Annotated in this window: 25 protein-coding genes; all 25 read right to left on the minus strand. The window is 36.6% G+C overall.

The window, feature by feature from the left end; genetic code table 11:
* Positions 1–148: 148 nt before the first annotated feature.
* On the minus strand, positions 149–1852 hold the full coding sequence (locus NST91_RS15520) for a proline--tRNA ligase (protein ID WP_341331868.1): 1704 nt from the start codon (positions 1850–1852) through the stop codon (positions 149–151).
* Positions 1853–2085: 233 nt separating this feature from the next.
* Positions 2086–3345, minus strand: coding sequence for an RIP metalloprotease RseP (rseP, locus tag NST91_RS15525; protein ID WP_341331869.1), 1260 nt, complete (start codon positions 3343–3345; stop codon positions 2086–2088).
* A gap of 50 nt (positions 3346–3395) precedes the next feature.
* Positions 3396–4553 carry a 1-deoxy-D-xylulose-5-phosphate reductoisomerase gene (locus NST91_RS15530; RefSeq protein WP_341331870.1) on the minus strand — a complete coding sequence of 386 codons (1158 nt, stop codon included), beginning with the start codon at positions 4551–4553 and terminating at the stop codon, positions 3396–3398.
* A 24-nt stretch (positions 4554–4577) separates the two neighbouring features.
* Complete coding sequence (locus NST91_RS15535; RefSeq protein ID WP_341331871.1) at positions 4578–5372, minus strand: phosphatidate cytidylyltransferase; 795 nt, start codon at positions 5370–5372, stop codon at positions 4578–4580.
* 36 nt (positions 5373–5408) lie between these two features.
* A complete protein-coding gene (gene uppS, locus NST91_RS15540; RefSeq protein WP_341331872.1) occupies positions 5409–6170 on the minus strand; it encodes an undecaprenyl pyrophosphate synthase in 762 nt (253 codons plus the stop codon).
* 150 nt (positions 6171–6320) lie between these two features.
* Complete coding sequence (gene frr, locus NST91_RS15545) at positions 6321–6878, minus strand: ribosome recycling factor (protein ID WP_121446602.1); 558 nt, start codon at positions 6876–6878, stop codon at positions 6321–6323.
* 4 nt (positions 6879–6882) lie between these two features.
* Positions 6883–7605 (minus strand): UMP kinase, encoded by a 723-nt coding sequence (gene pyrH / locus NST91_RS15550; protein WP_341331873.1) that lies wholly within the window; start codon positions 7603–7605, stop codon positions 6883–6885.
* A 111-nt stretch (positions 7606–7716) separates the two neighbouring features.
* Entirely contained in the window at positions 7717–8598 is an 882-nt protein-coding gene (gene tsf / locus NST91_RS15555) for a translation elongation factor Ts (protein ID WP_341331874.1), read from the minus strand.
* Positions 8599–8753: 155 nt separating this feature from the next.
* Entirely contained in the window at positions 8754–9452 is a 699-nt protein-coding gene (rpsB, locus tag NST91_RS15560; RefSeq protein WP_099352445.1) for a 30S ribosomal protein S2, read from the minus strand.
* 148 nt (positions 9453–9600) lie between these two features.
* Complete coding sequence (locus tag NST91_RS15565; RefSeq protein WP_341331875.1) at positions 9601–10134, minus strand: hypothetical protein; 534 nt, start codon at positions 10132–10134, stop codon at positions 9601–9603.
* An 11-nt stretch (positions 10135–10145) separates the two neighbouring features.
* On the minus strand, positions 10146–10451 hold the full coding sequence (locus NST91_RS15570; protein ID WP_445724492.1) for a hypothetical protein: 306 nt from the start codon (positions 10449–10451) through the stop codon (positions 10146–10148).
* An 88-nt stretch (positions 10452–10539) separates the two neighbouring features.
* The gene (locus NST91_RS15575) at positions 10540–11307 is read right to left on the minus strand and encodes a FliA/WhiG family RNA polymerase sigma factor (RefSeq protein WP_341331877.1); all 768 of its coding nucleotides are present in this window, start codon (positions 11305–11307) and stop codon (positions 10540–10542) included.
* 45 nt (positions 11308–11352) lie between these two features.
* Positions 11353–11850 carry a chemotaxis protein CheD gene (locus NST91_RS15580; RefSeq protein ID WP_341331878.1) on the minus strand — a complete coding sequence of 166 codons (498 nt, stop codon included), beginning with the start codon at positions 11848–11850 and terminating at the stop codon, positions 11353–11355.
* Entirely contained in the window at positions 11843–12481 is a 639-nt protein-coding gene (locus tag NST91_RS15585; protein WP_341331879.1) for a chemotaxis protein CheC, read from the minus strand. The genes NST91_RS15580 and NST91_RS15585 overlap by 8 nt, the downstream gene beginning before the upstream one ends.
* 11 nt (positions 12482–12492) lie before the next feature.
* A complete protein-coding gene (locus tag NST91_RS15590; protein WP_341331880.1) occupies positions 12493–12948 on the minus strand; it encodes a chemotaxis protein CheW in 456 nt (151 codons plus the stop codon).
* Between the two features lie 35 nt (positions 12949–12983).
* Positions 12984–15023, minus strand: a complete 2040-nt coding sequence (locus tag NST91_RS15595) for a chemotaxis protein CheW (RefSeq protein ID WP_341331881.1) — start codon at positions 15021–15023, stop codon at positions 12984–12986.
* 18 nt (positions 15024–15041) lie between these two features.
* On the minus strand, positions 15042–16106 hold the full coding sequence (locus NST91_RS15600; protein ID WP_341331882.1) for a protein-glutamate methylesterase/protein-glutamine glutaminase: 1065 nt from the start codon (positions 16104–16106) through the stop codon (positions 15042–15044).
* 10 nt (positions 16107–16116) lie between these two features.
* Positions 16117–16986 carry a MinD/ParA family protein gene (locus tag NST91_RS15605; RefSeq protein WP_341331883.1) on the minus strand — a complete coding sequence of 290 codons (870 nt, stop codon included), beginning with the start codon at positions 16984–16986 and terminating at the stop codon, positions 16117–16119.
* The gene (gene flhF / locus NST91_RS15610; RefSeq protein ID WP_341331884.1) at positions 16983–18161 is read right to left on the minus strand and encodes a flagellar biosynthesis GTPase FlhF; all 1179 of its coding nucleotides are present in this window, start codon (positions 18159–18161) and stop codon (positions 16983–16985) included. The genes NST91_RS15605 and flhF overlap by 4 nt, the downstream gene beginning before the upstream one ends.
* Positions 18158–20194, minus strand: a complete 2037-nt coding sequence (flhA, locus tag NST91_RS15615) for a flagellar biosynthesis protein FlhA (RefSeq protein ID WP_341331885.1) — start codon at positions 20192–20194, stop codon at positions 18158–18160. Before flhA ends, flhF begins: the two co-directional genes overlap by 4 nt.
* A 69-nt stretch (positions 20195–20263) precedes the next feature.
* Positions 20264–21346: a flagellar biosynthesis protein FlhB gene (gene flhB / locus NST91_RS15620; RefSeq protein WP_341331886.1), complete on the minus strand. Its 1083-nt coding sequence runs from the start codon at positions 21344–21346 to the stop codon at positions 20264–20266.
* Entirely contained in the window at positions 21347–22123 is a 777-nt protein-coding gene (gene fliR / locus NST91_RS15625; protein WP_341331887.1) for a flagellar biosynthetic protein FliR, read from the minus strand. It abuts the gene before it with no gap.
* Positions 22124–22126: 3 nt separating this feature from the next.
* Positions 22127–22396: a flagellar biosynthesis protein FliQ gene (gene fliQ / locus NST91_RS15630; protein WP_341331888.1), complete on the minus strand. Its 270-nt coding sequence runs from the start codon at positions 22394–22396 to the stop codon at positions 22127–22129.
* Between the two features lie 15 nt (positions 22397–22411).
* Positions 22412–23077 (minus strand): flagellar type III secretion system pore protein FliP, encoded by a 666-nt coding sequence (gene fliP, locus NST91_RS15635; protein WP_121446586.1) that lies wholly within the window; start codon positions 23075–23077, stop codon positions 22412–22414.
* Complete coding sequence (gene fliO / locus NST91_RS15640; protein WP_341331889.1) at positions 23074–23733, minus strand: flagellar biosynthetic protein FliO; 660 nt, start codon at positions 23731–23733, stop codon at positions 23074–23076. The genes fliP and fliO overlap by 4 nt, the downstream gene beginning before the upstream one ends.
* Between the last annotated feature and the right edge of the window lie 7 nt (positions 23734–23740).

The following is a 23740-nucleotide window of genomic DNA, read 5'->3' on the forward strand; positions in this document are numbered from 1 at the left end:
ACTCGAGAATCTTCAACTCCTCCTTCAGAAGCAAAAGAACGCTTCTTTGTCGGAGTATCCAGATTTCTCGTTTCAAGGCAAGTCGCTGCCACATTTCAAATATTTAGGGTACCCCATACTACCCGGGTACCCTTTTCTTTTGTACTATTTATTTTACTACATATTTGTTAATTGTCTCGATAAGATTTTCAATATTTATTTCCAATGTTTCCCCTGTCTTACGAACCTTCACTTCGACAATTCCCTCGCCCGCACGTTTTCCAACTGTGATACGTAGTGGCAGACCAATTAAATCAGAATCTGCAAACTTCACACCTGGGCGTTCGGCACGGTCATCAAATAATACATCATAGCCGCTTTCCTTAAGCGTTACATATAAAGATTCGGAAATTGCTTTCTGTTCTTCGTTCTTCATATTGACAGGGATTAAGTGTAGATCAAATGGTGCAAGATTTGCTGGCCAAATCAGACCATTTTCATCATTTGATTGCTCTGCTACTGCAGATAATGTCCGGGAAATCCCAATACCATAGCAACCCATAATCATTGATTGTGATCTTCCATTTTCATCAAGGAAGGTTGCATTCATTGCCTCACTATAACGTGTTCCAAGCTTAAAGATATGACCTACCTCAATGCCTTCAGCAAATACTATTTTTCCTTGACCATCTGGAGATGGGTCCCCTTCTTGGATAAAGCGAAGGTCTGCATATTGAATACCTGAAAAATCTCGGTCAGGGTTTACATTTATATAATGATAATTCTCTTCATTTGCACCACAAACACCATTCACAACTGAGGCTACAGCATGGTCTGCAATTACTGTGATGTCTTCCGATACTTGAATCGGACCTAATGAACCAACTGTGCAGCCCATAATACGATTGGTGTCCTCTGGATTTGCTAACTCGACAGTTGTAGCCTCAAGTAAGTTCTTCACTTTAATATCGTTTACTTCATGGTCCCCACGTGCTAATACAAGAACAAATTTTTCATCGACTTGGAAAAGTAGTGATTTGATGCATTTTTCCTTTGTAACATTTAGGAAAGTAGCAACCTCTTCAATCGTTTTCTTCTCAACCGTTTCTACTTTTTCTAATTCTTTTACTGACTCGTTGCTTTTTGAATATTCCATAACAACAGGTGCCATTTCAATATTAGCTGCAAATGAAGATGTATCAGAATAAGCGATTGTATCCTCACCAATTTCTGAAAGCACCATGAATTCATGGGTATCCTTTCCACCCATAGCACCGGAATCGGCGATCACGGCACGGAAGTTCAGGCCACAACGAGAGAATATATTAGAGTATGCAGTATACATTTTTTCATATATATCGTGAAGGCTTTCTTGATCAGCATGGAATGAATATGCATCCTTCATGATAAATTCTCGACCACGTAATAATCCGAATCGTGGTCTTTTTTCGTCGCGGAACTTTGTTTGTATTTGATAAAGGGTGATTGGGAGTCTCTTATAGGATTTAATTTCATCGCGAACGAGACTCGTAATAACTTCTTCATGGGTTGGTCCTAATACGAAGTCACGCTCATGACGATCGTGTAGGCGCATTAGTTCTGGACCATAAGAATACCAACGTCCTGATTCCTGCCATAACTCTGCAGGCGTTAATGCAGGCATTAATAGCTCCGCGGCACCTGCACGCTCCATTTCCTCACGGACGATTGTTTCAATTTTTTGTAAAACACGCTTGGCTAATGGAAGGTAACTATAGACCCCACTCGCATTTTGTCTAATAAAACCTGCTCGAATTAAAAGCTGGTGGCTCTTGACTTCGGCATCTGCTGGTACTTCTCGTAGTGTAGGTATAAGCATCATACTTTGTTTCATATCTTGCACCTCATTATAATTTCAGCTTATTTTAATAAATGTTCAAAAGGAGGGTGAATGTGACCACATCGGCTAAGACTCCACTTCCTGTGGCAAAGCCGACACTAACACATCCTGTGCGTCGAAGTTCAAGGCGGTGAAGCTTTGTGTACCGGAACGTATTCAGGTACGAAAAAAGCAAACCAACCTAAAAATTCCGAGCGTCAATTTCATCCGATTTTTTGAACCTTATTTTATAGAAAGAATCTTTGAATATCGTTCCACGTTACAACCAACATTAAAAGCATTAATAAAGCAAAGCCAATAAAATGAACCATTCCTTCTTTTTGCTTATCAATTGGTTTTCCACGAACGGCTTCTAACGCAAAGAACACTAGTCTCCCTCCATCAAGGGCAGGTAATGGTAATAGGTTCACGATTCCAAGGTTAATACTTAGAATTGCGGCCCATTTCATTACATAATAGATTCCAGATTGAACAACTGTATCGGTTGATACATATATTCCAACTGGTCCAGAAAGCATATCAATCGAGAACTGACCAGTAATAAGCTTTCCAAGTCCAAGTAAAATCTCCTTTGTCCACATGAAGGTTTCCATAACCCCATATTTCAAGGAAGGCAGTACTGATTTTTCAACTGGCCCATAAACACCTATGATACCAATAGTTTGGTCCTCAATTTTTTGAGCTTTCGGAGTTACAGGTATATCCAGTAATTCTCCATCACGTTCAACTACAAATCCAATTTCTTCTTCCGGATTTGCGCGAATAATATTTACAATGTCATTCCAGGTAGAAACTTGTTCATTATCAATCTCACGAACAATATCACCTTCATGGAGACCTGCTTGAAGTGCTGCCCCATCCTCAGTTAGCTTTCCGAGAATTGGCTTATCAATAGGCGTACCCTGTAATAAACCAATTGCAATTAAAATGATAAAGGCAAGGACAAAATTCATTGCCGGACCCGCAGCAATTGCCAGTGTCCGTTGCAATAGCGTCTTGGAAGCGAATTGACGATTATATGGAGCAATTTGAGTTTCTAGTCCGTCGACCACATAAAACGCAGTCTCACTAACTTCAAATCTTTTTAAGACCTCGTCCTCTCCATCCTCATAACCCGCAATAAATAGATTATGCTCTAAATCTGCTTCCTCAACCTCAATTACTCTTAAATCTGGATACTTATCCTTATTATTTAAAATAATTTTCTCTACTTTTCCAGCATTATCAAATAACAACCCGATATTATGGCCGGGTTTAATTTCAATCATTTCCGGGTCTTCGCCAGCCATTCTAACATATCCGCCAATAGGAAGGAGACGAATCGTATACAATGTTTCATTTCTTTTAAAGGTAAATACCTTTGGCCCCATCCCTATTGCAAATTCACGACAGAGGATTCCTGCTCGCTTTGCTAAAACGAGATGTCCCAACTCATGAAAAAATACGAGTGCACCAAATATAATGATAAAGGCTATCACAGTCTCCACATATTTAACCACCTTTTGTTAGATTGACTATAAAAAGTGTATCTACATCTTTATTTATTCTCGATTAATCCACGAACATAAGCCCGTGTTTGTTGATCTACCTCTTGGATGATTTCTAAGCTTGGGTGCTGTACAGTATCATGCTTCTCAATTGCTCCCTCAATGATGTCTTCGATTTGTAAAAAAGAGACTTTTCCATTTAAAAACCCTGAAACTGCCTCTTCATTTGCGGCATTTAATACAGTAGGTAAGGTGCCACCTGTTTTTCCGGCATGAAATGCAAATCCAAGACATCTGAATCGATCAAAATCCGGCTTTGAAAAATGTAGTTTACCTATCTCCCAAAGTCGCAGTCTCTCTTTAAATGCAGCCATTGGGAAACGGTCTGGATATGAAAAGGCATATTGAATGGGTACTCTCATATCTGGTGTCCCAAGTTGTGCAATGACACTACTATCATGAAACTCGACCATTGAATGAATGATGCTTTCTTTATGAAGAAGGACCTCAATTTGTTCATATGGAAGATTGAACAACCAATGAGCTTCAATTACTTCTAAACCTTTATTCATCATTGTCGCAGAATCTATTGTAATTTTAGCACCCATTGACCAATTTGGATGATTTAATGCATCTTCAATTGATACATTCTTAAGTTCCTCACGTGTTTGGTCACGGAAACTTCCACCTGAAGCGGTAAGAATGATTTTCTCGATATTTTTTTCTTTTTCGCCTTGAAGACACTGAAAAATAGCCGAATGTTCACTGTCTACTGGTAAAATTGGAACCCCATTCTGTTGTGCTGCATCCATCACTAGATGTCCTGCAGTAACTAATGTTTCCTTATTAGCAAGGGCTATCGTCTTCTTTGCTTCAATTGCTTTTAATGTAGGTAAAAGCCCTACACTTCCTACTACAGAATTTAGGACTATGGTTGCTTCATCGTAAGTAGCCACCTCTATTAATCCTTCATCCCCGTATACAAATCGGATATTACTTGAAAATTCACTTTTCAATGTTTCACATGTTTCTTTAGACTTTACAGATACAAGCTTTGGTGAAAACTTTTTAATAATCTTTCGACCAAGAGCAACATTTTCTCCAATTGACATTGCTACAAGCTGTAGTTTTTCAGGATGATTTTCAATTACATCCAATGTTTGCTGCCCAATTGAGCCTGTAGCCCCTAATAAACTTACTTTTTTCACAAACTCACTCCCAATAAACAACCACTACTGAATAATTGCACTTAAGAAATAAAGGATTGGCAGAATGAATATCATACTGTCAAATCTATCTAATATTCCACCATGTCCAGGTAGTAATGTTCCAGAATCTTTCACATTATAATGTCTTTTAAGTGCAGATTCTACTAGATCCCCAATTTGTCCAAAAACAGACACAAACAATGTCACGATAATTAGTGATAAGATGGAATCAAATAAATCTGTAATCATGTTAAAAATGAATGCAAATACAATAGCAGTCACAATACCGCCGACAAAGCCCTCAATGGTCTTATTAGGACTAATTTCTGGCCACAACTTATTTTTACCAAGTTTTCTCCCTACAAAATAGGCCCCTGAATCGGTTGTCCAAATAACAACGAATGCATAAAATATATATGCTAATCCCATCGCTCTTATTTCAATCATATAATAAAAACCAAATCCTATGTACAGAGCTGACAGAATCACAAGGCCAGCATCATCAAAACTGAAGCTATTTTTTGAAATAACAGTATAGGTTAAAATAAATAAAACAATTAGAAGAACTATTTCGATCTTCGTAATTTGAAGGGTCTCAAAAATGTCATTATATTGACTTGGAACTAAAATAACCCATAACAATATAATAGAGATTACACCAGGGATTGATGCAATATTAATTTGCTTCATCCGTAAAAGTTCAAATATAGCAATTGCTCCCATCAAATAGACTAAAATAGTAAACGGGACTCCACCAAAAATAACTATCGGTAGAAAGACTGCTGCTGCAATTATTGCCGTTATTATTCTTTGTTTCATTGTATCATTCCTTTTATTACGGTTTGGTCGTAATGATTATATACCACCAAATCGTCTACCTCTCTTTTGAAATGCATGAATAGCCTCTAATAAATGATGTTCCTTAAAATCAGGCCATAATACATCGGTGAACCAAAATTCAGTGTATGCAAGTTGCCAGAGCATAAAATTACTTAAGCGAATTTCCCCGCTTGTACGAATTAATAAGTCTGGATCTTCTAAACCAGCACTCATTAAATATTGATTAAAAAGATCTTCATCAATCTTTTGGAGGGGGTCTTTCTCACGATAGTCTGAAAGAATTTGATTGACCGCATCCAGGATATCGGCACGGCCACCGTAGTTAAGTGCAAAATTTAATACTAAGCCTGTATTATTCTTCGTCTCATTCACAGCTTTATCGACCGCTTTTTGAGTATGTGCAGGTATCGCATCTTTATTCCCCATGATTCGAACCTGTACATTTTCTTCAATAAGCTCTGGTAGGAATGTGCCCATAAATTCTTGGGGAAGTTTTAATAAATAATTAACCTCATCCTCTGGACGCTTCCAGTTCTCTGTTGAAAATGCGTAGACTGTTAAAGTCTTCACCCCAAGTCTACTTGCAAGCTTAGTTACTCTCTTTACTACTTTCATTCCTTCATGGTGACCAGCAGTGCGTGGCAATGACCGTTTTTTTGCCCATCTCCCATTTCCGTCCATGATAATTGCTATATGGTTAGGTATTGGCCCTTTGACTATTTCTTCTTCAGAAATAGTAACTGGCTCCTTTTTTGTCTTTTTAAATTTTCCAAACATGAACAAGTCCTCCAACACCCGTCTCAATTGAGTTTCACTCATTTTACCATTTGTTTAGTTCGAGGTAACTAATTAGTAGACAGTATTAACAAAAAAACCCCCTGTAAACGTAAGAGGGTCTTTTTACAATATATTGTACATTGAAATGGATTAGACTTCCATGATTTCTTTTTCTTTTTCTTTTGCAACTGAATCAATTTTGTTAATAGATTCATCTGTCAATTTTTGAATATCATCTGTAAGACTACGTAATTCATCCTCAGTGATCTCACCATTCTTTTCAAGCTTTTTCAAATCATCATTACCATCACGACGAACATTTCGAACCGCAACTTTTGACTCTTCTGCATACTTCTTAACAAGCTTGACCAAATCACGACGTCTTTCTTCAGTTAATGGCGGAATTGAAATGCGAATTATCGAGCCATCATTTGTTGGGTTTAAGCCTAAATCAGCCTTTTGAATCGCTTTTTCCATATCTCCTAATACTGATTTGTCATATGGTTGAATAACAAGCATTCTAGCTTCAGGTACATTGATTGAAGCCAGCTGATTAAGAGGTGTTGGTGCACCATAGTAATCAACTGTAACTTTATCAAGTATTGCTGGATTCGCTCTACCAGCTCTTACAGTTGCTAGTTCACGAGACAATGCTTGGACTGCTTTAGACATTTTATCTTTTACTTGATTTAATGTGTTATTTGCCATAAAGTTATTTCCCCCTTACAATTGTTCCGATATTTTCTCCTAGTACGGCACGTTTAATATTTCCTTCTTCCATAATTGAAAAGACAATTAACGGAATATCATTGTCCATGCAAAGTGAAGAGGCAGTGGAATCCATCACAGCTAACCCTTCTTTAATAACATCAAGATAGGTTAATGATTCATATTTCACGGCTGTTTTATCTATAGATGGATCAGCGTTATACACACCATCAACATTATTTTTAGCCATCAAAATAACCTCTGCTTCAATTTCCGCAGCACGTAAAGCAGCAGTTGTATCTGTTGAGAAATAAGGATTTCCTGTGCCCGCGGCAAAAATGACAACTCGCTTCTTCTCAAGATGACGAATCGCTTTTCTTCTTATGTATGGTTCTGCAACTTGTCGCATTTCAATTGATGTTTGGACACGAGTTTGGATTCCTTGATTCTCCAGGCTATCTTGTAACGCTAAGGAATTCATCACTGTTGCAAGCATTCCCATGTAATCAGCATTTGCACGGTCCATTCCCATTTCACTACCAATTTTACCTCTCCAGATGTTTCCGCCACCTACTACTACAGCAACTTCTACTCCAAGTTCAGCAATTTCTTTTACTTGTTTTGCAACAGACTGGATAACAGATGGATTTATACCAAATCCCTGTTCACCCGCTAATGCTTCCCCACTTAATTTTAACACTACACGTCTATATTTGGCACCGCTCATCGAATAAAAAACCTCCATCTTTTAAAGAAAAGTACTAGCGTTTAAATAAAGCCACGCTAAAACTAGACATTTCAAAAAGAGGGAACACATAATGTGTTCCCTGTTATCTTTTTACTTCTTCACTTGGCTCATTACTTCTTCAGCGAAGTTATCTTGACGCTTCTCGATACCTTCTCCAACTTCGTAACGAACGAAGCTCTTCACTGTAGCACCTTTAGACTCGACAAATTTACGAACTTTTTGATCTGGGTCTTTAACAAAACTTTGATCAAGAAGACAAATGTCTTCGAAGAACTTACCAAGACGTCCTTCTACCATTTTAGCTACGATATTTTCAGGCTTACCTTCATTTAATGCTTGTTGTGTTAGCACTTCACGCTCACGCTCAACTTCTTCAGCAGAAACTTGATCACGAGTTACATATTTAGGATTTACAGCAGCAACATGCATTGCAACATCCTTTGCAACATCGCTATCTGAAGTACCACCAAGGACAGTTAGAACACCGATACGTCCACCCATGTGAAGGTACGCACCAAATACATCACCATCTTCTTTTGTTACAACTTCAAAACGACGAAGTGATAGCTTTTCTCCAATTTTTGCGATTGCAGCATTTACATGTTCAGAAACTGATGCACCGTTGTCCATCTTTTGTTCTAGTGCTTCTTCAACGTTTGCTGGCTTTTTCGCTAATAGATGAGCAGCTAATTCTTTTACTAAAGTTTGGAAACCTTCATTTTTTGCAACGAAGTCTGTTTCAGAGTTAACTTCTAAGATAACTGCTTCATTACCTTGAACTTCAATAGAAGTTAAACCTTCTGCAGCGATGCGGTCGCCTTTTTTCGCAGCTTTCGCAATTCCTTTTTCACGAAGGTAATCAATTGCTTTTTCCATATCACCATCAGTTTCTGTAAGAGCCTTCTTACAGTCCATCATTCCTGCTCCTGTTTTTTCACGGAGCTCTTTTACCATTTGTGCAGTAACTGCCATTATGTTTTCCTCCTTAATTGACACTATGTACTATTTGATTTTTACGATTTACACATCGTGTAGACAATCTGTTTCTATTATGACTTAATTCGCTAAAATATATAATTCTTAAAAAAGGTGATAAAAGGCATAACCCTCTTATCACCTTTCGCTCATTAAGCAGATGTTTCTTCACCTTGTTTAGCTTCTAGGATAGCGTCTGCCATTTTTCCTGTTAAAAGCTTAACCGCGCGAATTGCATCATCGTTTGCTGGAATTACATAATCAATTTCATCTGGATCACAGTTCGTATCAACGATACCAACGATTGGGATGTTTAATTTATGTGCTTCTGCAACAGCAATACGCTCTTTACGAGGGTCGATGATGAATAAAGCATCTGGTAATTGCTTCATATCTTTAATTCCGCCTAAGAATTTCTCAAGACGTTCTAATTCTTTCTTAAGACCTACAACTTCTTTCTTAGGTAAAACGTCAAAAGTACCGTCTTCTTGCATTCTTTCGATGTCTTTTAGACGCTTGATACGCTTTTGAATTGTTTCAAAGTTTGTTAATGTACCACCTAACCAGCGTTGGTTAACAAAGTACATTCCAGAACGTTCAGCTTCTTCTTTTACAGAATCTTGAGCTTGCTTTTTTGTACCAACAAAAAGCATTGTTCCACCGTTTCCAGCTAATTCCTTAACGAAATTATAAGCTTCTTCTACCTTCTTAACAGTTTTTTGAAGGTCGATGATGTAGATTCCGTTACGCTCTGTAAAGATGTAACGCTTCATTTTTGGGTTCCAACGGCGAGTTTGGTGACCGAAGTGAACACCAGCTTCAAGCAATTGCTTCATAGAAATTACTGACATGAATAAATCCTCCTAATGGTTTTTTGTCCTCCGTTCACATCATCTTTAAGCAAAACTGTTTGAACAGCACCAATGCTTAAATCTATGAACGTGTGTGATAACACCAAAAATTAATATATCATAATAAAAACTTGCTGGTCAAGAAAAATTAGTAGTTTTGACGAAATTTGTGTAAAAGTTCAATTTCAGTTTGACCTTTATTTAATTTTTTTGCAATATCTTCATATGTGAGTCCAAGTTTGATGAGATGGTCAATGTCTTTAACAAGCAAATCTTCATTCATTTCAATATTGCCTCTTTGTTGGGGTTTAGATTGACTTTCTAATATAGTATTTTTTTCGGTTTCGTTTTGACCTGCATAAGCAGGTAGAAGATCTTGAATTTCCTCAGTTGTTAAATCAGTTTCTTTTATTTGTATCGATTGTGTACTTTTTCCCTCTCGTTCAGAGATATCTTGCTTGTTCGGTGTTTGTTGAACTTGTTGAATTCTATTTAAAAACACTTCATTGTCCTCTTTGATTTCCATTACATACGAAGTGATCACATTTTCAAATTCATTCAGTAAGCGTTCTTGTTTGATTTCAATATCTTTTAATTGAGTCATTTTTAAATATAAAAGAATAATTAAAAAAAAAGCTAATGCAAGTAAAGCAAAGCAGGTTACGAATAAAATGGTTGTCATTCTAATTCCCTCTATCCCACGAAATCAATGAAATTCCCCTTGTATGGATGTTGTTCTTTTTCTTTTTTTTCAGGGTTTTGAGTCTTATGTGGTGGTTCCGTTGAAAATGTATTTGATGATGAATCCTTATGTATTTGTGCATTTTCTGACTTGTTGTTCTCGTTTACTATAGTACGGTTCCTTTTCTCAATTTTTTCGGTTTCTGCAGAAATGTGGCCTTGCATGTGCTGACCACGCATCATTAGTTGTTCATGAATTTTTCCCACATCTTGTGTCTTTGGGATTGCAACTTGTAATTCAATTAATTTTAGACTCAATTGATTCACTTCTTCCATTCCCTATTTTTAAGAAATGCGTTGATGGAAATCTCCTTTTTGCTGTACTTAAACTACTAAATACGTAATCTTAATGGATATGTTTTTGTAATATATCCTTCAGTTTAAAAAGAGCTTTTGAGTGAATTTGAGAAATCCTAGAAGTCGATAACCCCATTACCTGTCCAATTTCAGTTAATGTTAGTTCTTCTTTATAAAACAAACTAATAATTAGCTGCTCTTTTTCATTCAATTGTTGAATTACACTAATTAGTTGATTGATCACTTCTTTTTTTACAACGTGTTCTTCTGGTGTTAAAGTAGTATGATCCTTAATTGAGAATGCTGACTTTTCACTGCTCTCGTCATCATGTTGGTAATCGTCCATAGAAAGAACATTTGCAAAGAAGCCTTCATTAATCGTTTGATAAACTTCATCCTCGCTCATTCCAACCTCTTCTGCGATTTCAGGAATTGTAGCATTTCTCATTAAATTTTGTTCTAGCTTTTCAATAGCAGTTTCTACTTTCTTTGTTTTTTCTCTTGAACTTCTTGGTAACCAATCTTCTTTTCTAAGTCCGTCAAGTATTGCACCTCTAATCCGAAAGGAAGCATATGTATCAAATTTCAAATCACGAGAAGGATCGAATTTTTCCAGTGCATCATATAAACCAATCATCCCAAGACTTTTTATATCATCTTTATTTACACTCTTCGGGAGTGTGACAGAGATTCGTTGTACATGATATGAAACGAGTGGCATATATTTCCTGACAAGGGCGTCCCCTGCATCAGTGTCTCGTGAGTCGGTCCATTTCTGCCAATATTCTTGATGATCTGCGGATGATAATCTGGACATTCTACTCCTCCTTTTGTTTATTTGAATGTATTTTATCTTTACCTTCTATATTTCCTTAATACCATGATTGACAGTCCGAATCTTGAGGATGGCTGTTTCAGGGTCAAATTCAATCGTTCGTCCATTATTTCCACCTATATCTGATGCAATAATCGTAATGTTAAAGCGTTTTAGCTCTGCTTTAACTGCTTCAACGTTACGAGGACCAATCCGCATAATGTCACTTGTAGATTGAAATTGGAACATTTGTGCACCGCCTGCGATTTTGGCTTTCAAACTCTGTTCTCGACCGCCAATTTCAATGACTTTTTTTATTAGCTCCTCAATTGCAGTATCGGCATATTTGGCAATATTCATGTTCCCGGCTTTTGTTGAACCAGAACTTGGTAACATGATATGCGCAAGTCCTGCTACCTTTCTTGGTTGATCATAAATCACTACACCTACACAGGAACCCAATCCAGATGTTCGGATTAAGTTTGGTGTAGATATGACATTCATATCAGCTATCCCAACCTTTATAATCTGATTAAGTTCATTCATTTGTTTGAACTCCTAATGCAGTAAATATTTTTCCAAAAGAATCGGGATCTGGCAATAATAGAAAATGCCCATTAATATTATTTTGTTCATGTTTTTCATTCTCACTAATAGCCGTTTCGATAACGATTGCATAATCACTTACTTGAGAAAGTTCGATTAATCCATATCCAATGATCGCACCAACCATATCAATTGAAAAGCCTGGAATTGAAGGATATAAATTTAATTGGGTAAAATCGGATAAAGATGTAAGATAAGAGCCGAACAAGATATTTCCGACTTCTTGTAAAGCAGATATCCCCATGTCACTTTGTTTACTTTCAAATGAGTAGCTCTCGTCGCCTAAGAGATCTTGGATTAGTTTTGTAGCTTGTGGGAGCTGTAAAATAAAAAACATATTTCCCGTTATATCTCCTTCAATTCGAAAAAAGATACCCGCAACAACATTTTCTGCCCCACCGGCAAAATCCATCATTTCATCAAAAGTAACAATTTTTACATTCGGTACCTGCATATCAATTTTTCGATTTAAAAGCTTTGAAAGAGCAGTGGCAGAATGCCCTACTCCAATATTTCCAATCTCTTTTAAAATATCTAAATGAGTAGAATTAATACGTTGAAAAAATGACATACGATTGCCCCTTACTCTTTTCCCTTACGAATATCGGGGGTAAGAACCTTTTCTAAATTTAATAGGATCAATAATCTTTTATCAAGCTTGGCTACACCTTCTAGGTATTCGACCTCTACACTGCCAACAATCCCAGGAGGTGGTTCAATCGAATCAACTGGGATATCCATTACATCATTTGCCGAATCAACAATTAATCCTACTTCAACATCATCTGTAGCAACTATTATTATTCTTGTGCTATTCAAATACTCGGTTTCATCTATACCAAAACGAGTTCTTAAATCAATAATCGGAGTAACAACCCCTCTTAGATTAATCACACCTTTTACAAATGGCTCTGTTCTAGGAACCCGTGTTATATGTTGCAGTTTTTCTATTGAACGTACCTGTGAAACTGGGATTGCATATTCTTCATCCTCGAGTGAAAAAACAATTACCTTTAACACAGTAGCTTGTACAGACATTTTTTTCCTCCTTAAATACTAAAATCAATGCATTTCTATTTGATTAAAGCATTACAATCAATAATGAGGGCAACTTGACCATCACCGAGTATTGTTGCCCCTGAAATTGCAAATACATTTGTTAAATAGTTTCCTAATGATTTTAATACAATCTCTTGTTGTCCTACAAAGGTATCAACGATGAGACCAGCTGATTTCTCACCCTTTTTCACAATTAGAATAGAAACGTCTTCATCATCTTCAGTAATTGTTGGAACCTCAAAAATATCTTTCAAGTTTACCAATGGGACAACTTTACCTCTATAATCAATTACCCTCTGATTGTGCGCATAAAGAATTTCACTTTTCTTAATGATGGCTGTTTCAATAATAGAAGAAAGTGGGATTGCATACTTTTCATTCTGAATCGTAACGAGCATTACAGAGATGATCGATAAAGTGAGTGGTAACTGTATAGAAAATGTTGAACCTCTACTAATTTCAGAATGAATAGTGATTGACCCACCTAATGACTCAATCGTATTTTTCACAACATCTAGACCAACGCCGCGACCTGAGACGTCTGAAATTTGTTCAGCAGTTGAAAAACCAGAAGAAAAAATAAAATCAAATACTTGACTATCAGTTAGAGATTCAACCGTTTTTTCTTCAATCAGTCCTTTGTTAACTGCCTTTTGGATAATTTTTTCTCTACTAATTCCAGCACCGTCGTCTTCTATTTCGATAAATACATGATTTCCGCTATGGTAAGCACGTAAAATGACAGTACCCTCTTCTGTTTTTCCATTTTGCATTCTAATTTCTGGTGTTTCAATACCATGATCAAGTGCATTTCGTAATAGATGCACCAGTGGATCACCAATCTCATCAATTACAGTACGATCTAGCTCCGTTTCTGCACCAATAATTTGAAGATTAATTTTCTTATGTAAGTCCTTCGCTAATTGACGAACCATACGAGGAAAACGGTTAAAGACAGTCTCGACTGGAACCATTCTCATTGTCAAAATAATATTTTGTAAATCTCCAGATATTCTTGACATTCTCTCAACAGTTTCGTTTAACTCTGAATGTTTCAATTCATGAGAGAGCTGTTCTAAGCGCCCTCTATCAATGACTAGCTCTTCAAATAAGTTCATTAGAGTATCAAGTTTTTCAATATTTACTCTGATTGTTTTTTGATTCCCAACATACTTGCTGGTCGATTTTGAAGATAGATTTTCCTCTTTATCGTTCATTTGTTTCTGTTGGGGAGCAAGTGTTGGAGCAACTTCAGCCTGTGCCTGTATTTGTTCATGTACTTGAGTCTTATTTGAATCATTGTAAAAATCATTAACAATTACCTTGTTTATTTCAGATACTTTGTTTATTTGTTTTTCGATATTTTCGGATGTTTCCATTGAAACTACCGTTACATGAAATTCACTATCAAATTGTTCTTCCTCCAGCTGGCCGACTGATGGAAATGACTTAATGATTTCACCGACTTGTTCAAGAACCTCAAACACCATAAAAACTCGTGCAGCTTTTAATAAACAGTCATCACGAAGTTGAATCGTTATTTCATAACAATTAAAACCTTGTTCTTTTGATTGTTGGATAACCGTCAGTTCAAAATCATCATAGTTAGTTATAGATGCAGTAGGTTCATCAACATTATTTTGTTCACCAGTAGTTTCTTCTGCAGCTGTTTTATATCCACTTTCTACATTTTTAAGTGATAAAACAACATCTGTAACATCCTTTTTTCCATCACCACCCTCAGCAATGGAAAAAATCATTTCCTCTAGATAATCAACTGACTTAAAAACAACATCCAAGAGAGATGGGGTTACTTTTATTTTCAAATTACGAATACCATCTAGAACATTTTCCATCTGATGCGTAAGACTCGCCAGATCTTCATATCCCATGGTAGCTGACATCCCCTTCAATGTATGGGCAGAACGGAAAATTTCGTTGACAATCGCAATATTTTCAGGCTCTTTTTCCAACTTTAGTAAATTTTCATTACATGCCTGGAGATGCTCTTTACTTTCTTCAATAAATACCTCTAAATATTGATCCATTTCCATTTATCAAAACCCCTTTACTTATGAAAGGCTAAGTACCGTCCTTGCTATATCCTCTAAATTTTCAACTCTATCAACTAAATTTGTTTCAATAGCTGCCTTTGGCATCCCGAACACAATTGAAGTTTCCTTCGATTCTGCTATCGAAACAACTTGTCCAGTCTGTTTTAGTTTTATCAATCCACTTGAACCGTCCGTTCCCATTCCTGTCATGATAATAGAAATTGTTTGAATCCCCTTAATTTCACTAATTGATTCAAATAGGACATCAACAGATGGTCTGTGTCCATTCCGTATTTCACTCTCATCAATATTTACAGCCAGCATTGTGCCAATCTTTTTTATTTTCATATGATAACCACCAGGTGCAATATAAGCTGTCCCAGCCTTTAACATTTCCCCATCTTCAGCTTCCTTAACGGTAATATTACATAAACCGTTGAGCCTATTGGCTAAAGATTTAGTAAAACCCGCTGGCATGTGCTGAACAATAACAATTGGTGCTGAATAATTTTTCGGAAACTGTGGGAGCACCTGTTGCAAAGCCCGAGGTCCCCCTGTTGAAGCACCTATGCAAACAATTTTATTCATATTTTTATTTGGTTCTAGGTCTATTTTACTACATTCTACTATTCTAGTATTTGACTTTTCTTGTATTTTTATTGGACTTTTAAGTAAGGTTACGTTCACTTTTCCAGCATTTAGTACTTTTGTAACAATCTCATTTTTTATCAGGTGGAGATTAATAGAAATAGGTCCTGATGGTTTTTGAATAAAATCAACAGCCCCATTTTGTATTGCAAGTAATGTTTTGTCTGTTCCTTCTATTGTTGTGCTTGAAAGCATTACAACAGGACGGGGATGTTTATTCATAATCCGTTGTAATGCTTCAATTCCGTTCATTTCAGGCATTTCAACATCCATAGTTATAACATCTGGGTTGAGTATTTCAATTTTGTTTAGGGCATCGATTCCATTTCTCGCTGTTCCGATAACGTTAATTCTTGAATCTTCTTGAAGGAAATTTGAAATAAGCTTCCTCATAAATGCTGAATCGTCTACAATAAGAACATTAATCTTTGTCATCGCTAAACTCCTATCTACCACGTACGAAAAAACGTTGTAACTTTGATATAAAGGAGGTATGTTGATTTTTCTCATAACTTTTTTCAGTACCAAGATAACTTTTGCAAATATCAAGTAAATTTTTGCTGATTATTGCATTAGGGGCATATAGTAAAAATGGTTCCTGGTGACTGACTGCCTTTTGGACGGTTTTGTCATCAAGTAATACTCCTAGTAGTTTAATTTCTTTTATTAAAAATTGTAGAACAGCTTGTTTTAATCTTTTTAAGGTTTGCATTCCTTCAGATTCATTATCAGCTCGATTCACAATCAAATACATAGGAATCGACTGATCAAATAAACAGATATATTTAATGACTGAGTATGCATCTGTAATAGAGGTTGGCTCAGGTGTGGTAATGACAAATATTTCGTCCATTGCCATAAGAAATTTAACACTTTCCTCGGACATACCAGCGCCCATATCAAAAATAATGTAGTCATAATCATGTAGTACGGATTGCAATTGGTTTATTAAATACTGAGATTTGCTTTCATCCAGCTTAAAAAGCGAAGGTAAGCCATTGCCTCCCGCAATATAGTCAATGCCTTCCGGACCTTTAATAAGCAGATCTGTTATTGATAGATTTTTTTCAAATAAGTCTACAATCGTATGGTGGGCTGTTATCCCCATCAAGATATCAATATTCCCCATTCCAATATCCATATCAAACAACAAAGCCTTCTTGCCAAATTGTGATAGGGCAATGGAAAAATTTAATGAAAAATTGGATTTACCAACTCCACCTTTTCCACTGATTATAGCTATTGTCTTCGGTTGGTCTTGTTCGTTATTCATCGATCCTAGTTTGTTACGAAGAGCTGTAGCTTGGTCTATCATGATTCATCAACTCCAAGGATAGTATTAGTTATTAGAGTTGGCGTAGCCACGACAATGTCATCTGGCACATTTTGACCATTCGTTAGATATGCGACACCGATACCAGAATCAGCAATTAAATTCACCATCGCTCCATAGTTTGCCGTTTCATCCATTTTTGTAAATATAAATTTGGATATTGCAATTTTGGAAAACTGTTCATAAATTACTTTCATGTCACTCATTTTGGATGTTAGTGAAAGCACTAAAAATGTTTCCATATCATTTGAAAAATGGATTAAATTATTTAAATCATCAATATATTTTTCATTACGAAAGTTCCTGCCTGCAGTATCAATGAATATAACATCATAATCCTTAAAGGCTTCCTTTGCTTTTTTAAAATCATCAAAAGAATAACAAACCTCAACAGGAGCACTAAGGATTTTTGCATATGTTTTTAGTTGCTCAATCGCAGCAATTCGAAATGTATCCGTTGTAATGAAGGCAATTTTCTTTTTGTCCTTCAACATGCTGTCCGCTGCAATTTTAGCAATGGTCGTTGTTTTTCCAACACCTGTTGGACCAACAACATTAATATATTTTTTTTGAAAGGTTAAGCCACCGTATTCAACTCCGGAAATGATGGAAGCCAAACATTCCTTCGTCCATCCCTTGACTTCTCCAAATGTTGCATTTTCTGTTTTCAAATACCACTTCTCCATTAAAGTAGACATAACTTTTTTTCGAATGGATGGATTTATTTCTTGATGAGCCAGCAATTGATTTATTTCCTGTAAGGGGGCTGGATAAGGACTACTATCAACAGATATTGCTTTTATCGCGACCCTTAGTTCTTTCATTTCTTTTACAAGATCTGGTGTCGACTCTGATCGATCCTTTACCTGTTGGGTATTTACAGGTTTGGCAACCTCTTGTTTAATTGGGATTGGTTCAGATTTTATATCAATAACCGTTGGTTTTTTATTCTTTTCTTTCGGTTTCATTGTTTGAGTCTTAGGGACTTGAGAATCAATAGCTGCTATCACTTCAAAATTCTTTTTTCGAAAAAGGCCGAAAACCCCCTTCGTTTGAACAACCTTTGAGTTTAAGATGACCGCATCACTACCTAATTCAGCACGAATCATTTTCATTGCTTCTGGCATAGAAGTAGCAATATATTTTTTTACCTTCAATCTATATTCACCACCCCAACACTTTGAACTTCAACATTTGCCTCAAGCTCGTTATAAGAAAGTACAGGAACTTGTGGAAAATATCGTTCAATTAATTGTCTCACATACATTCTGACCGCAGGAGAACATAGTAAAATCGGAGATTGTTCTTGTATACTAACACTTTCGATTTGTTTTGCTATCGCTTCAATAATGGATTGTGACACATTTGGATCAATTGACAGATAGTTTCCATGTTCTGTTTGTTGAACACCATCAGCGACAAACTTTTCAACTCTTCCTGATAAAGTTACAACTTTCATTGTTTCACCTTGAACAATGTGTTGATTTGTTATTTGTCTGGCTAGTGATTGTCTCACGTATTCCGTTAATAAATCCGTATCAGTTGTCATTCGTCCAAAATCTGCGAGTGTTTCAAAGATGATAGGCAGATTTCGAATTGACACATTTTCTTTAAGTAACTTAGCTAATACCTTTTGAACATCTCCTACTGCTAGTGGATTTGGCGTGACCTCTTCTACTAAAATTGGGTATGATTCTTTTAGATGATCAATCAGTTGCTTTGTCTCTTGTCTTCCCAGTAACTCATGGGCATTCCTTCGAATTACTTCGGTGATATGTGTTGACACAACAGATGGAGGATCAACGACCGTATAACCTAGCATTTCTGCCTGGTCTTTCATATCCTCAGCTATCCATTTTGCCGGTAATCCAAAAGAGGGCTCAATTGTATCGATTCCCTCAATCGAATCATCCTCATAACCTGGGCTCATCGCTAAGAAATGATCAAGTAAAAGTTCCCCTCTTGCCATTTCACTACCTTTTATTTTCAGACGATATTCGTTTGGCTGTAATTGAATATTATCCCTTATTCTAACGACTGGGATGACTAACCCCAACTCAATCGCCAATTGTCTACGGATCATCACGATTCTGTCCAATATATCTCCACCTTGGTTTGTATCAGCCAATGGTATCAATCCATAACCGAACTCAAACTCAATGGGGTCTACATTTAACAGACTCACGACGCTTTCTGGACTTTTTAAGTCCTCTACTTGTACTTCTTCTTCGGTGTCAGGCTCTAATTGAGTCTCCTGATCCTTACTTTTAGAAATCATATAGGCGCCAATCGCTAAACAACTTGAGATTGAAATTGTTAAAAAATCATGGATTGGAGTAAACAATCCTAAAAGGAAAATCGTTCCTGCAGTCACATATAGCATCTTTGGAAAAGCAAATAATTGCTTTGTAATATCTGTCCCTAAATTTCCTTCAGACGCAGCACGAGTAACCACAATCCCTGTCGCTGTTGAAATTAATAATGCAGGAATCTGGCTGACAATTCCGTCCCCTACAGTTAACAGGGTAAATTTAGAAAGCGCCTCTTGGAAACCCAAGCCATGTTGTGTCATCCCGATGATAAATCCAAAAATTAAGTTGATAAGAACAATAATAATACCAGCTATTGCATCTCCCTTTACGAACTTACTTGCCCCGTCCATTGCCCCGTAAAAATCAGCTTCTCTACTTACTTTATCACGGCGCTCGCGGGCCTCAGTATCAGAAATCATACCAGCATTTAAATCAGCATCTATACTCATTTGTTTCCCTGGCATTGCATCTAATGTAAAGCGCGCAGCAACCTCAGAAACACGTTCAGAACCTTTTGTAATTACAACAAATTGAATAATAACAAGGATTAAAAAGACAACAAATCCGACAACCACATTCCCACCAACTACAAAGGTACCAAAGGTGTGCACTACCCCACCAGCATCCCCTGTAGCGAGTATTGATCTAGTTGTAGAAACGTTTAACCCTAATCTAAATAAGGTCAAAAGAAGTAATAAAGAAGGGAAAATTGAAAATTGAAGTGGTTCCTGCATATTCATTGAAGTTAAAAGAACTAACAATGCAAGAGAAATATTAACAATAATTAAAATGCTTAGCATCCAAGATGGAAATGGAATAATTAGCATCGCAACTATTAAGATTACACTTAATAAAACTGATAAATCTCTTGCTCGCATTGTTTTCTCTCCTTTAAGTCAAAAAACACATAAGTGATGAGGAATTAGTAAAAATCTCTTAAAAATCGTTTATATCTTTTCTTTCAATCGGTATACATAGGCAAGAATTTCCGCTACCGCTTTAAAATACTCTTCTGGTATCGCATCCCCAATATTTGTCCCTGCATATAGGGCTCTTGCGAGAGGACGGTTTTCGATGGTCGTGATTTCATGCTCGTTTGCAATTTCCTTAATTCGCCCCGCAACAAAATCTACACCCTTTGCAACTACAAAGGGAGCATCCATTTTTGATTCATCATATTTTAAAGCAATTGCATAATGAGTTGGGTTTGTAATAATGACATCTGCCTTTGGCACTTCTTGCATCATTCGACTCATTGCCATTTCACGTTGTTTTTGCTTTATTTTTGATTTAATCAGAGGGTCTCCTTCTGTCTTCTTATATTCATCTTTAATATCCTGCTTAGACATCCTTATGTTTTTTTCATAATCAAAACGTTGATAAAGATAGTCTAAGAACGATAAGAATAAAAGTGCTCCTCCCGCAAATAACCCCATCTGGACTGTTAGTTTGGCAAGAACAACTAGAGCTGCTCCAACGGTTTTCTGTGACAAGGACAAAATATCTTCCAAACGGAACCAAAGAATCGAAATCGTAACGCCACCTACGATCACGATTTTTAAAATTGATTTAAGCATCTCAACAAGCGCACGTATCGAATAAATTCGTTTAAATCCTTGAATCGGATCAAGCTTATTTAACTTCATTTGAATCGCTTCTGTTGAAAATAAAAAACCAACCTGCATAAGGTTCGCTGCAATTCCAACGATAAGGGCAATTATCATAATCGGTGCTAATATAATTGCAGCCTCTAACGATAGTTCAATAAAAATTTCTTGAACACTCTGTTCAGTCGGTGTAATCAATAAATAATGGCTAAATGAATGGCTTATAAAAGTTAATATACGATCTAAAATGAACCCCCCAAAAACAAGCAGTGTAAAAAAGATCGAAATCAGCAGGAGGGCGGTGTTAATATCCGCACTTTTTGCAACCTGCCCCTTTTTTCTTGTTTCTTGACGTTTTTTAGGAGTGGCTTTTTCTGTTTTTTCACCTGCAAAAAATTGCAGGTCAAGACGAACAAAATACATCTAGCTTCCTCCTAATAGTTCCATTAAACCTCGCATCGTAAATAACATATTGTCTACCAGATTTCCCACGAGCATAAAAATCATCGTCATCGCGATAAATAATACAACAAAACTAACCCCGATTTTTAACGGCAGACCTACAACAAATACATTTAATTGTGGGACTGTTCTCGCCACTATACCTAGAGCAATATCTACTAAAAATAAGGCACCAACGACTGGCATTGACATTTGAAATGCTATTATAAACATTGTTCCAAAAGCTTTAATAACAAATTCGACTATATTTTCATCACCAAATGGGAGAGTTGATTGTTCCATTGGGATAAATTCATAGCTATAAAAAATTCCATCCAACAATAAATGATGGCCATTAATTGCCAATAAAAAGAGGAGTGCAAACGTATATAAATATTGTCCCATCAATGGACTTTGCGCCCCTGTATGTGGATCAATAACATTGGCGATGGCAAACCCCATCTGAAAATCGATAAAGCCCCCTGCAATTTGAATCGCAGCGAAAATCATATAAGCTGTTAACCCAATTAAGAGACCCACCATAGCCTCTTTGAGAATTAACATGATAAAATAGCCATCAATCTGGAGAATTGGTTTTTCCATAGATAGGAACATAACCCATGCAATAAAGAAAGCAATTCCGATTCGATGTAATGCCTGCAAAGTCCGATATGAAAACAAAGGCATCGTTACAAAAAAACTCGTTACCCTCACTAATACAAGTAAAAAGGCAGGAAAATAGGTATATATCTCTGTCATTTTTTAACCTACAAATCTTGTTAAATTACTAAAAATATCATGCGTATATGCGAGCATCTTTGAAAGCATCCACGGTCCAAAAAATACCAACCCGACTAGCACGGCTATAATTTTAGGGATAAATGCCAGGGTTTGCTCCTGAATTTGTGTTGTGGCCTGGAACACACTAACAATCAACCCAACAACTAAAGCCACTAATAAAAGTGGACCACAAATCATTAAGGTCGTATATACACCTTTTTCTGCTAATGAAATAACTGCTTCAGGACTCAAACTGTTCACCCACTCTTAGAAGGTCTGTAATAAGGATTTAACAATTAAATACCATCCGTCCACGAGGACAAATAATAGTATTTTAAACGGCAAAGAAATCATTACTGGCGGTAGCATCATCATCCCCATAGACATAAGGATACTTGCAACAACCATATCGATCACAAGGAACGGAATAAAAATCATAAAACCAATTTGAAACGCTGTTTTAAGCTCACTTATCGCAAAAGCCGGTACCAAAGCAGTTAAGGGAATATCCTCAATCGTTTCCGGCCTATCAGCTCCTGAGTAATTTAAAAATAACTCCAAATCCTTTTGCCGGGTATGTACACTCATAAATTCCTTGAACGGTAACGAGGCACGATTATAGGCTTCCTCTAAATTAATGTCCTCATTAAACAGAGGGGTTAAGGCTTGTTCATTGACCTCACTTAATGTCGGCGCCATCACAAAGAAAGTTAAAAACAATGCCAGACCAATCAGTACCTGATTTGGAGGCATTTGTTGTGTCCCAAGTGAAGTTCGAACAAATGACAACACAACAATTATCCTCGTGAAACTCGTCATTAAGATCAAAATACTAGGACCTAGTGAAAGAACAGTCAATAGAAGTAAAAGTTTAACTGATGTCGACACATTTTCGGGGGCACTAGTATTAAAAAACTCCATAAATTCATTCATTCTTTACTAGACTCCTTATTTTCAAGTTGCTCGACAATTTTCTTTCTCCCTTGTTTTAATTCTGATAGTTGCTTTTGTAACAACGAGGAAAAATGACCTTGGTCCCCATCTTTGACTTCTTTTCTTTTTTGAATCATCCGGTTAAGGAGATCTCTAGGCTGAATCATGGAATCCAATGATGCATTATGCTGTTCCAAAATTTCATTAATTTCATCCGTGTCTTCGATCTCTTTAAGAAGCTGAACGGTATCTCCAACCCCCACTACTAGAATCCGCTCCCCAACCTTCACAATCTGAATGGATCGGTTTGTACCTAAACTTGTTCCACCTAGATTTTCAATGAACCTATGCTGATTAAACATGCGATTTCTTTTATTGACAAATTTTAATAATAAGTAAATGAGTGCAATGACAAATAACGTTGTAAAGATCATTTTAATAAAATCGCCTGCTGTTAGTTCACTGACAGGTTCTGCGGTTTCAATAGCGTCCGTTTCCTGCTCTTTATCTACTTGTTTTTCTTGATTTTCAAGTACATCACTTACACTTCTATCAATATGACCTTCTTCAGCTTGAACAGGAAAAGTGACAAGCAAGGCATGAAAGAAGATAAGTGCAAGAATAACTTTTTTAATATATTTCAATTTTGTTGCCACTCTCCTG

This window comes from Ferdinandcohnia sp. FSL W7-1320 (assembly GCF_038050315.1).
Classification (GTDB): Bacteria; Bacillota; Bacilli; order Bacillales; family Bacillaceae_L; genus Ferdinandcohnia; species Ferdinandcohnia aciditolerans.

Bases quoted from the DNA above. Each gene is read 5' to 3' on its own strand.
- fliR (WP_341331887.1), bottom strand. From the start codon at position 22,123: ATGACAGAGATATATACCTATTTTCCTGCCTTTTTACTTGTATTAGTG.
- flhB (WP_341331886.1), bottom strand. From the start codon at position 21,346: ATGTATTTTGTTCGTCTTGACCTGCAATTTTTTGCAGGTGAAAAAACA.
- rpsB (WP_099352445.1), bottom strand. From the start codon at position 9,452: ATGTCAGTAATTTCTATGAAGCAATTGCTTGAAGCTGGTGTTCACTTC.
- NST91_RS15535 (WP_341331871.1), bottom strand. From the start codon at position 5,372: ATGAAACAAAGAATAATAACGGCAATAATTGCAGCAGCAGTCTTTCTA.
- pyrH (WP_341331873.1), bottom strand. From the start codon at position 7,605: ATGAGCGGTGCCAAATATAGACGTGTAGTGTTAAAATTAAGTGGGGAA.
- NST91_RS15520 (WP_341331868.1), bottom strand. From the start codon at position 1,852: ATGAAACAAAGTATGATGCTTATACCTACACTACGAGAAGTACCAGCA.
- NST91_RS15595 (WP_341331881.1), bottom strand. From the start codon at position 15,023: ATGGAAATGGATCAATATTTAGAGGTATTTATTGAAGAAAGTAAAGAG.
- NST91_RS15590 (WP_341331880.1), bottom strand. From the start codon at position 12,948: ATGTCTGTACAAGCTACTGTGTTAAAGGTAATTGTTTTTTCACTCGAG.
- NST91_RS15575 (WP_341331877.1), bottom strand. From the start codon at position 11,307: ATGTCCAGATTATCATCCGCAGATCATCAAGAATATTGGCAGAAATGG.
- fliP (WP_121446586.1), bottom strand. From the start codon at position 23,077: ATGAATGAATTTATGGAGTTTTTTAATACTAGTGCCCCCGAAAATGTG.
- NST91_RS15580 (WP_341331878.1), bottom strand. From the start codon at position 11,850: ATGAATGAACTTAATCAGATTATAAAGGTTGGGATAGCTGATATGAAT.
- uppS (WP_341331872.1), bottom strand. From the start codon at position 6,170: ATGTTTGGAAAATTTAAAAAGACAAAAAAGGAGCCAGTTACTATTTCT.
- frr (WP_121446602.1), bottom strand. From the start codon at position 6,878: ATGGCAAATAACACATTAAATCAAGTAAAAGATAAAATGTCTAAAGCA.
- NST91_RS15600 (WP_341331882.1), bottom strand. From the start codon at position 16,106: ATGACAAAGATTAATGTTCTTATTGTAGACGATTCAGCATTTATGAGG.
- NST91_RS15605 (WP_341331883.1), bottom strand. From the start codon at position 16,986: ATGATAGACCAAGCTACAGCTCTTCGTAACAAACTAGGATCGATGAAT.
- flhA (WP_341331885.1), bottom strand. From the start codon at position 20,194: ATGCGAGCAAGAGATTTATCAGTTTTATTAAGTGTAATCTTAATAGTT.
- NST91_RS15585 (WP_341331879.1), bottom strand. From the start codon at position 12,481: ATGTCATTTTTTCAACGTATTAATTCTACTCATTTAGATATTTTAAAA.
- NST91_RS15565 (WP_341331875.1), bottom strand. From the start codon at position 10,134: ATGACAACCATTTTATTCGTAACCTGCTTTGCTTTACTTGCATTAGCT.
- tsf (WP_341331874.1), bottom strand. From the start codon at position 8,598: ATGGCAGTTACTGCACAAATGGTAAAAGAGCTCCGTGAAAAAACAGGA.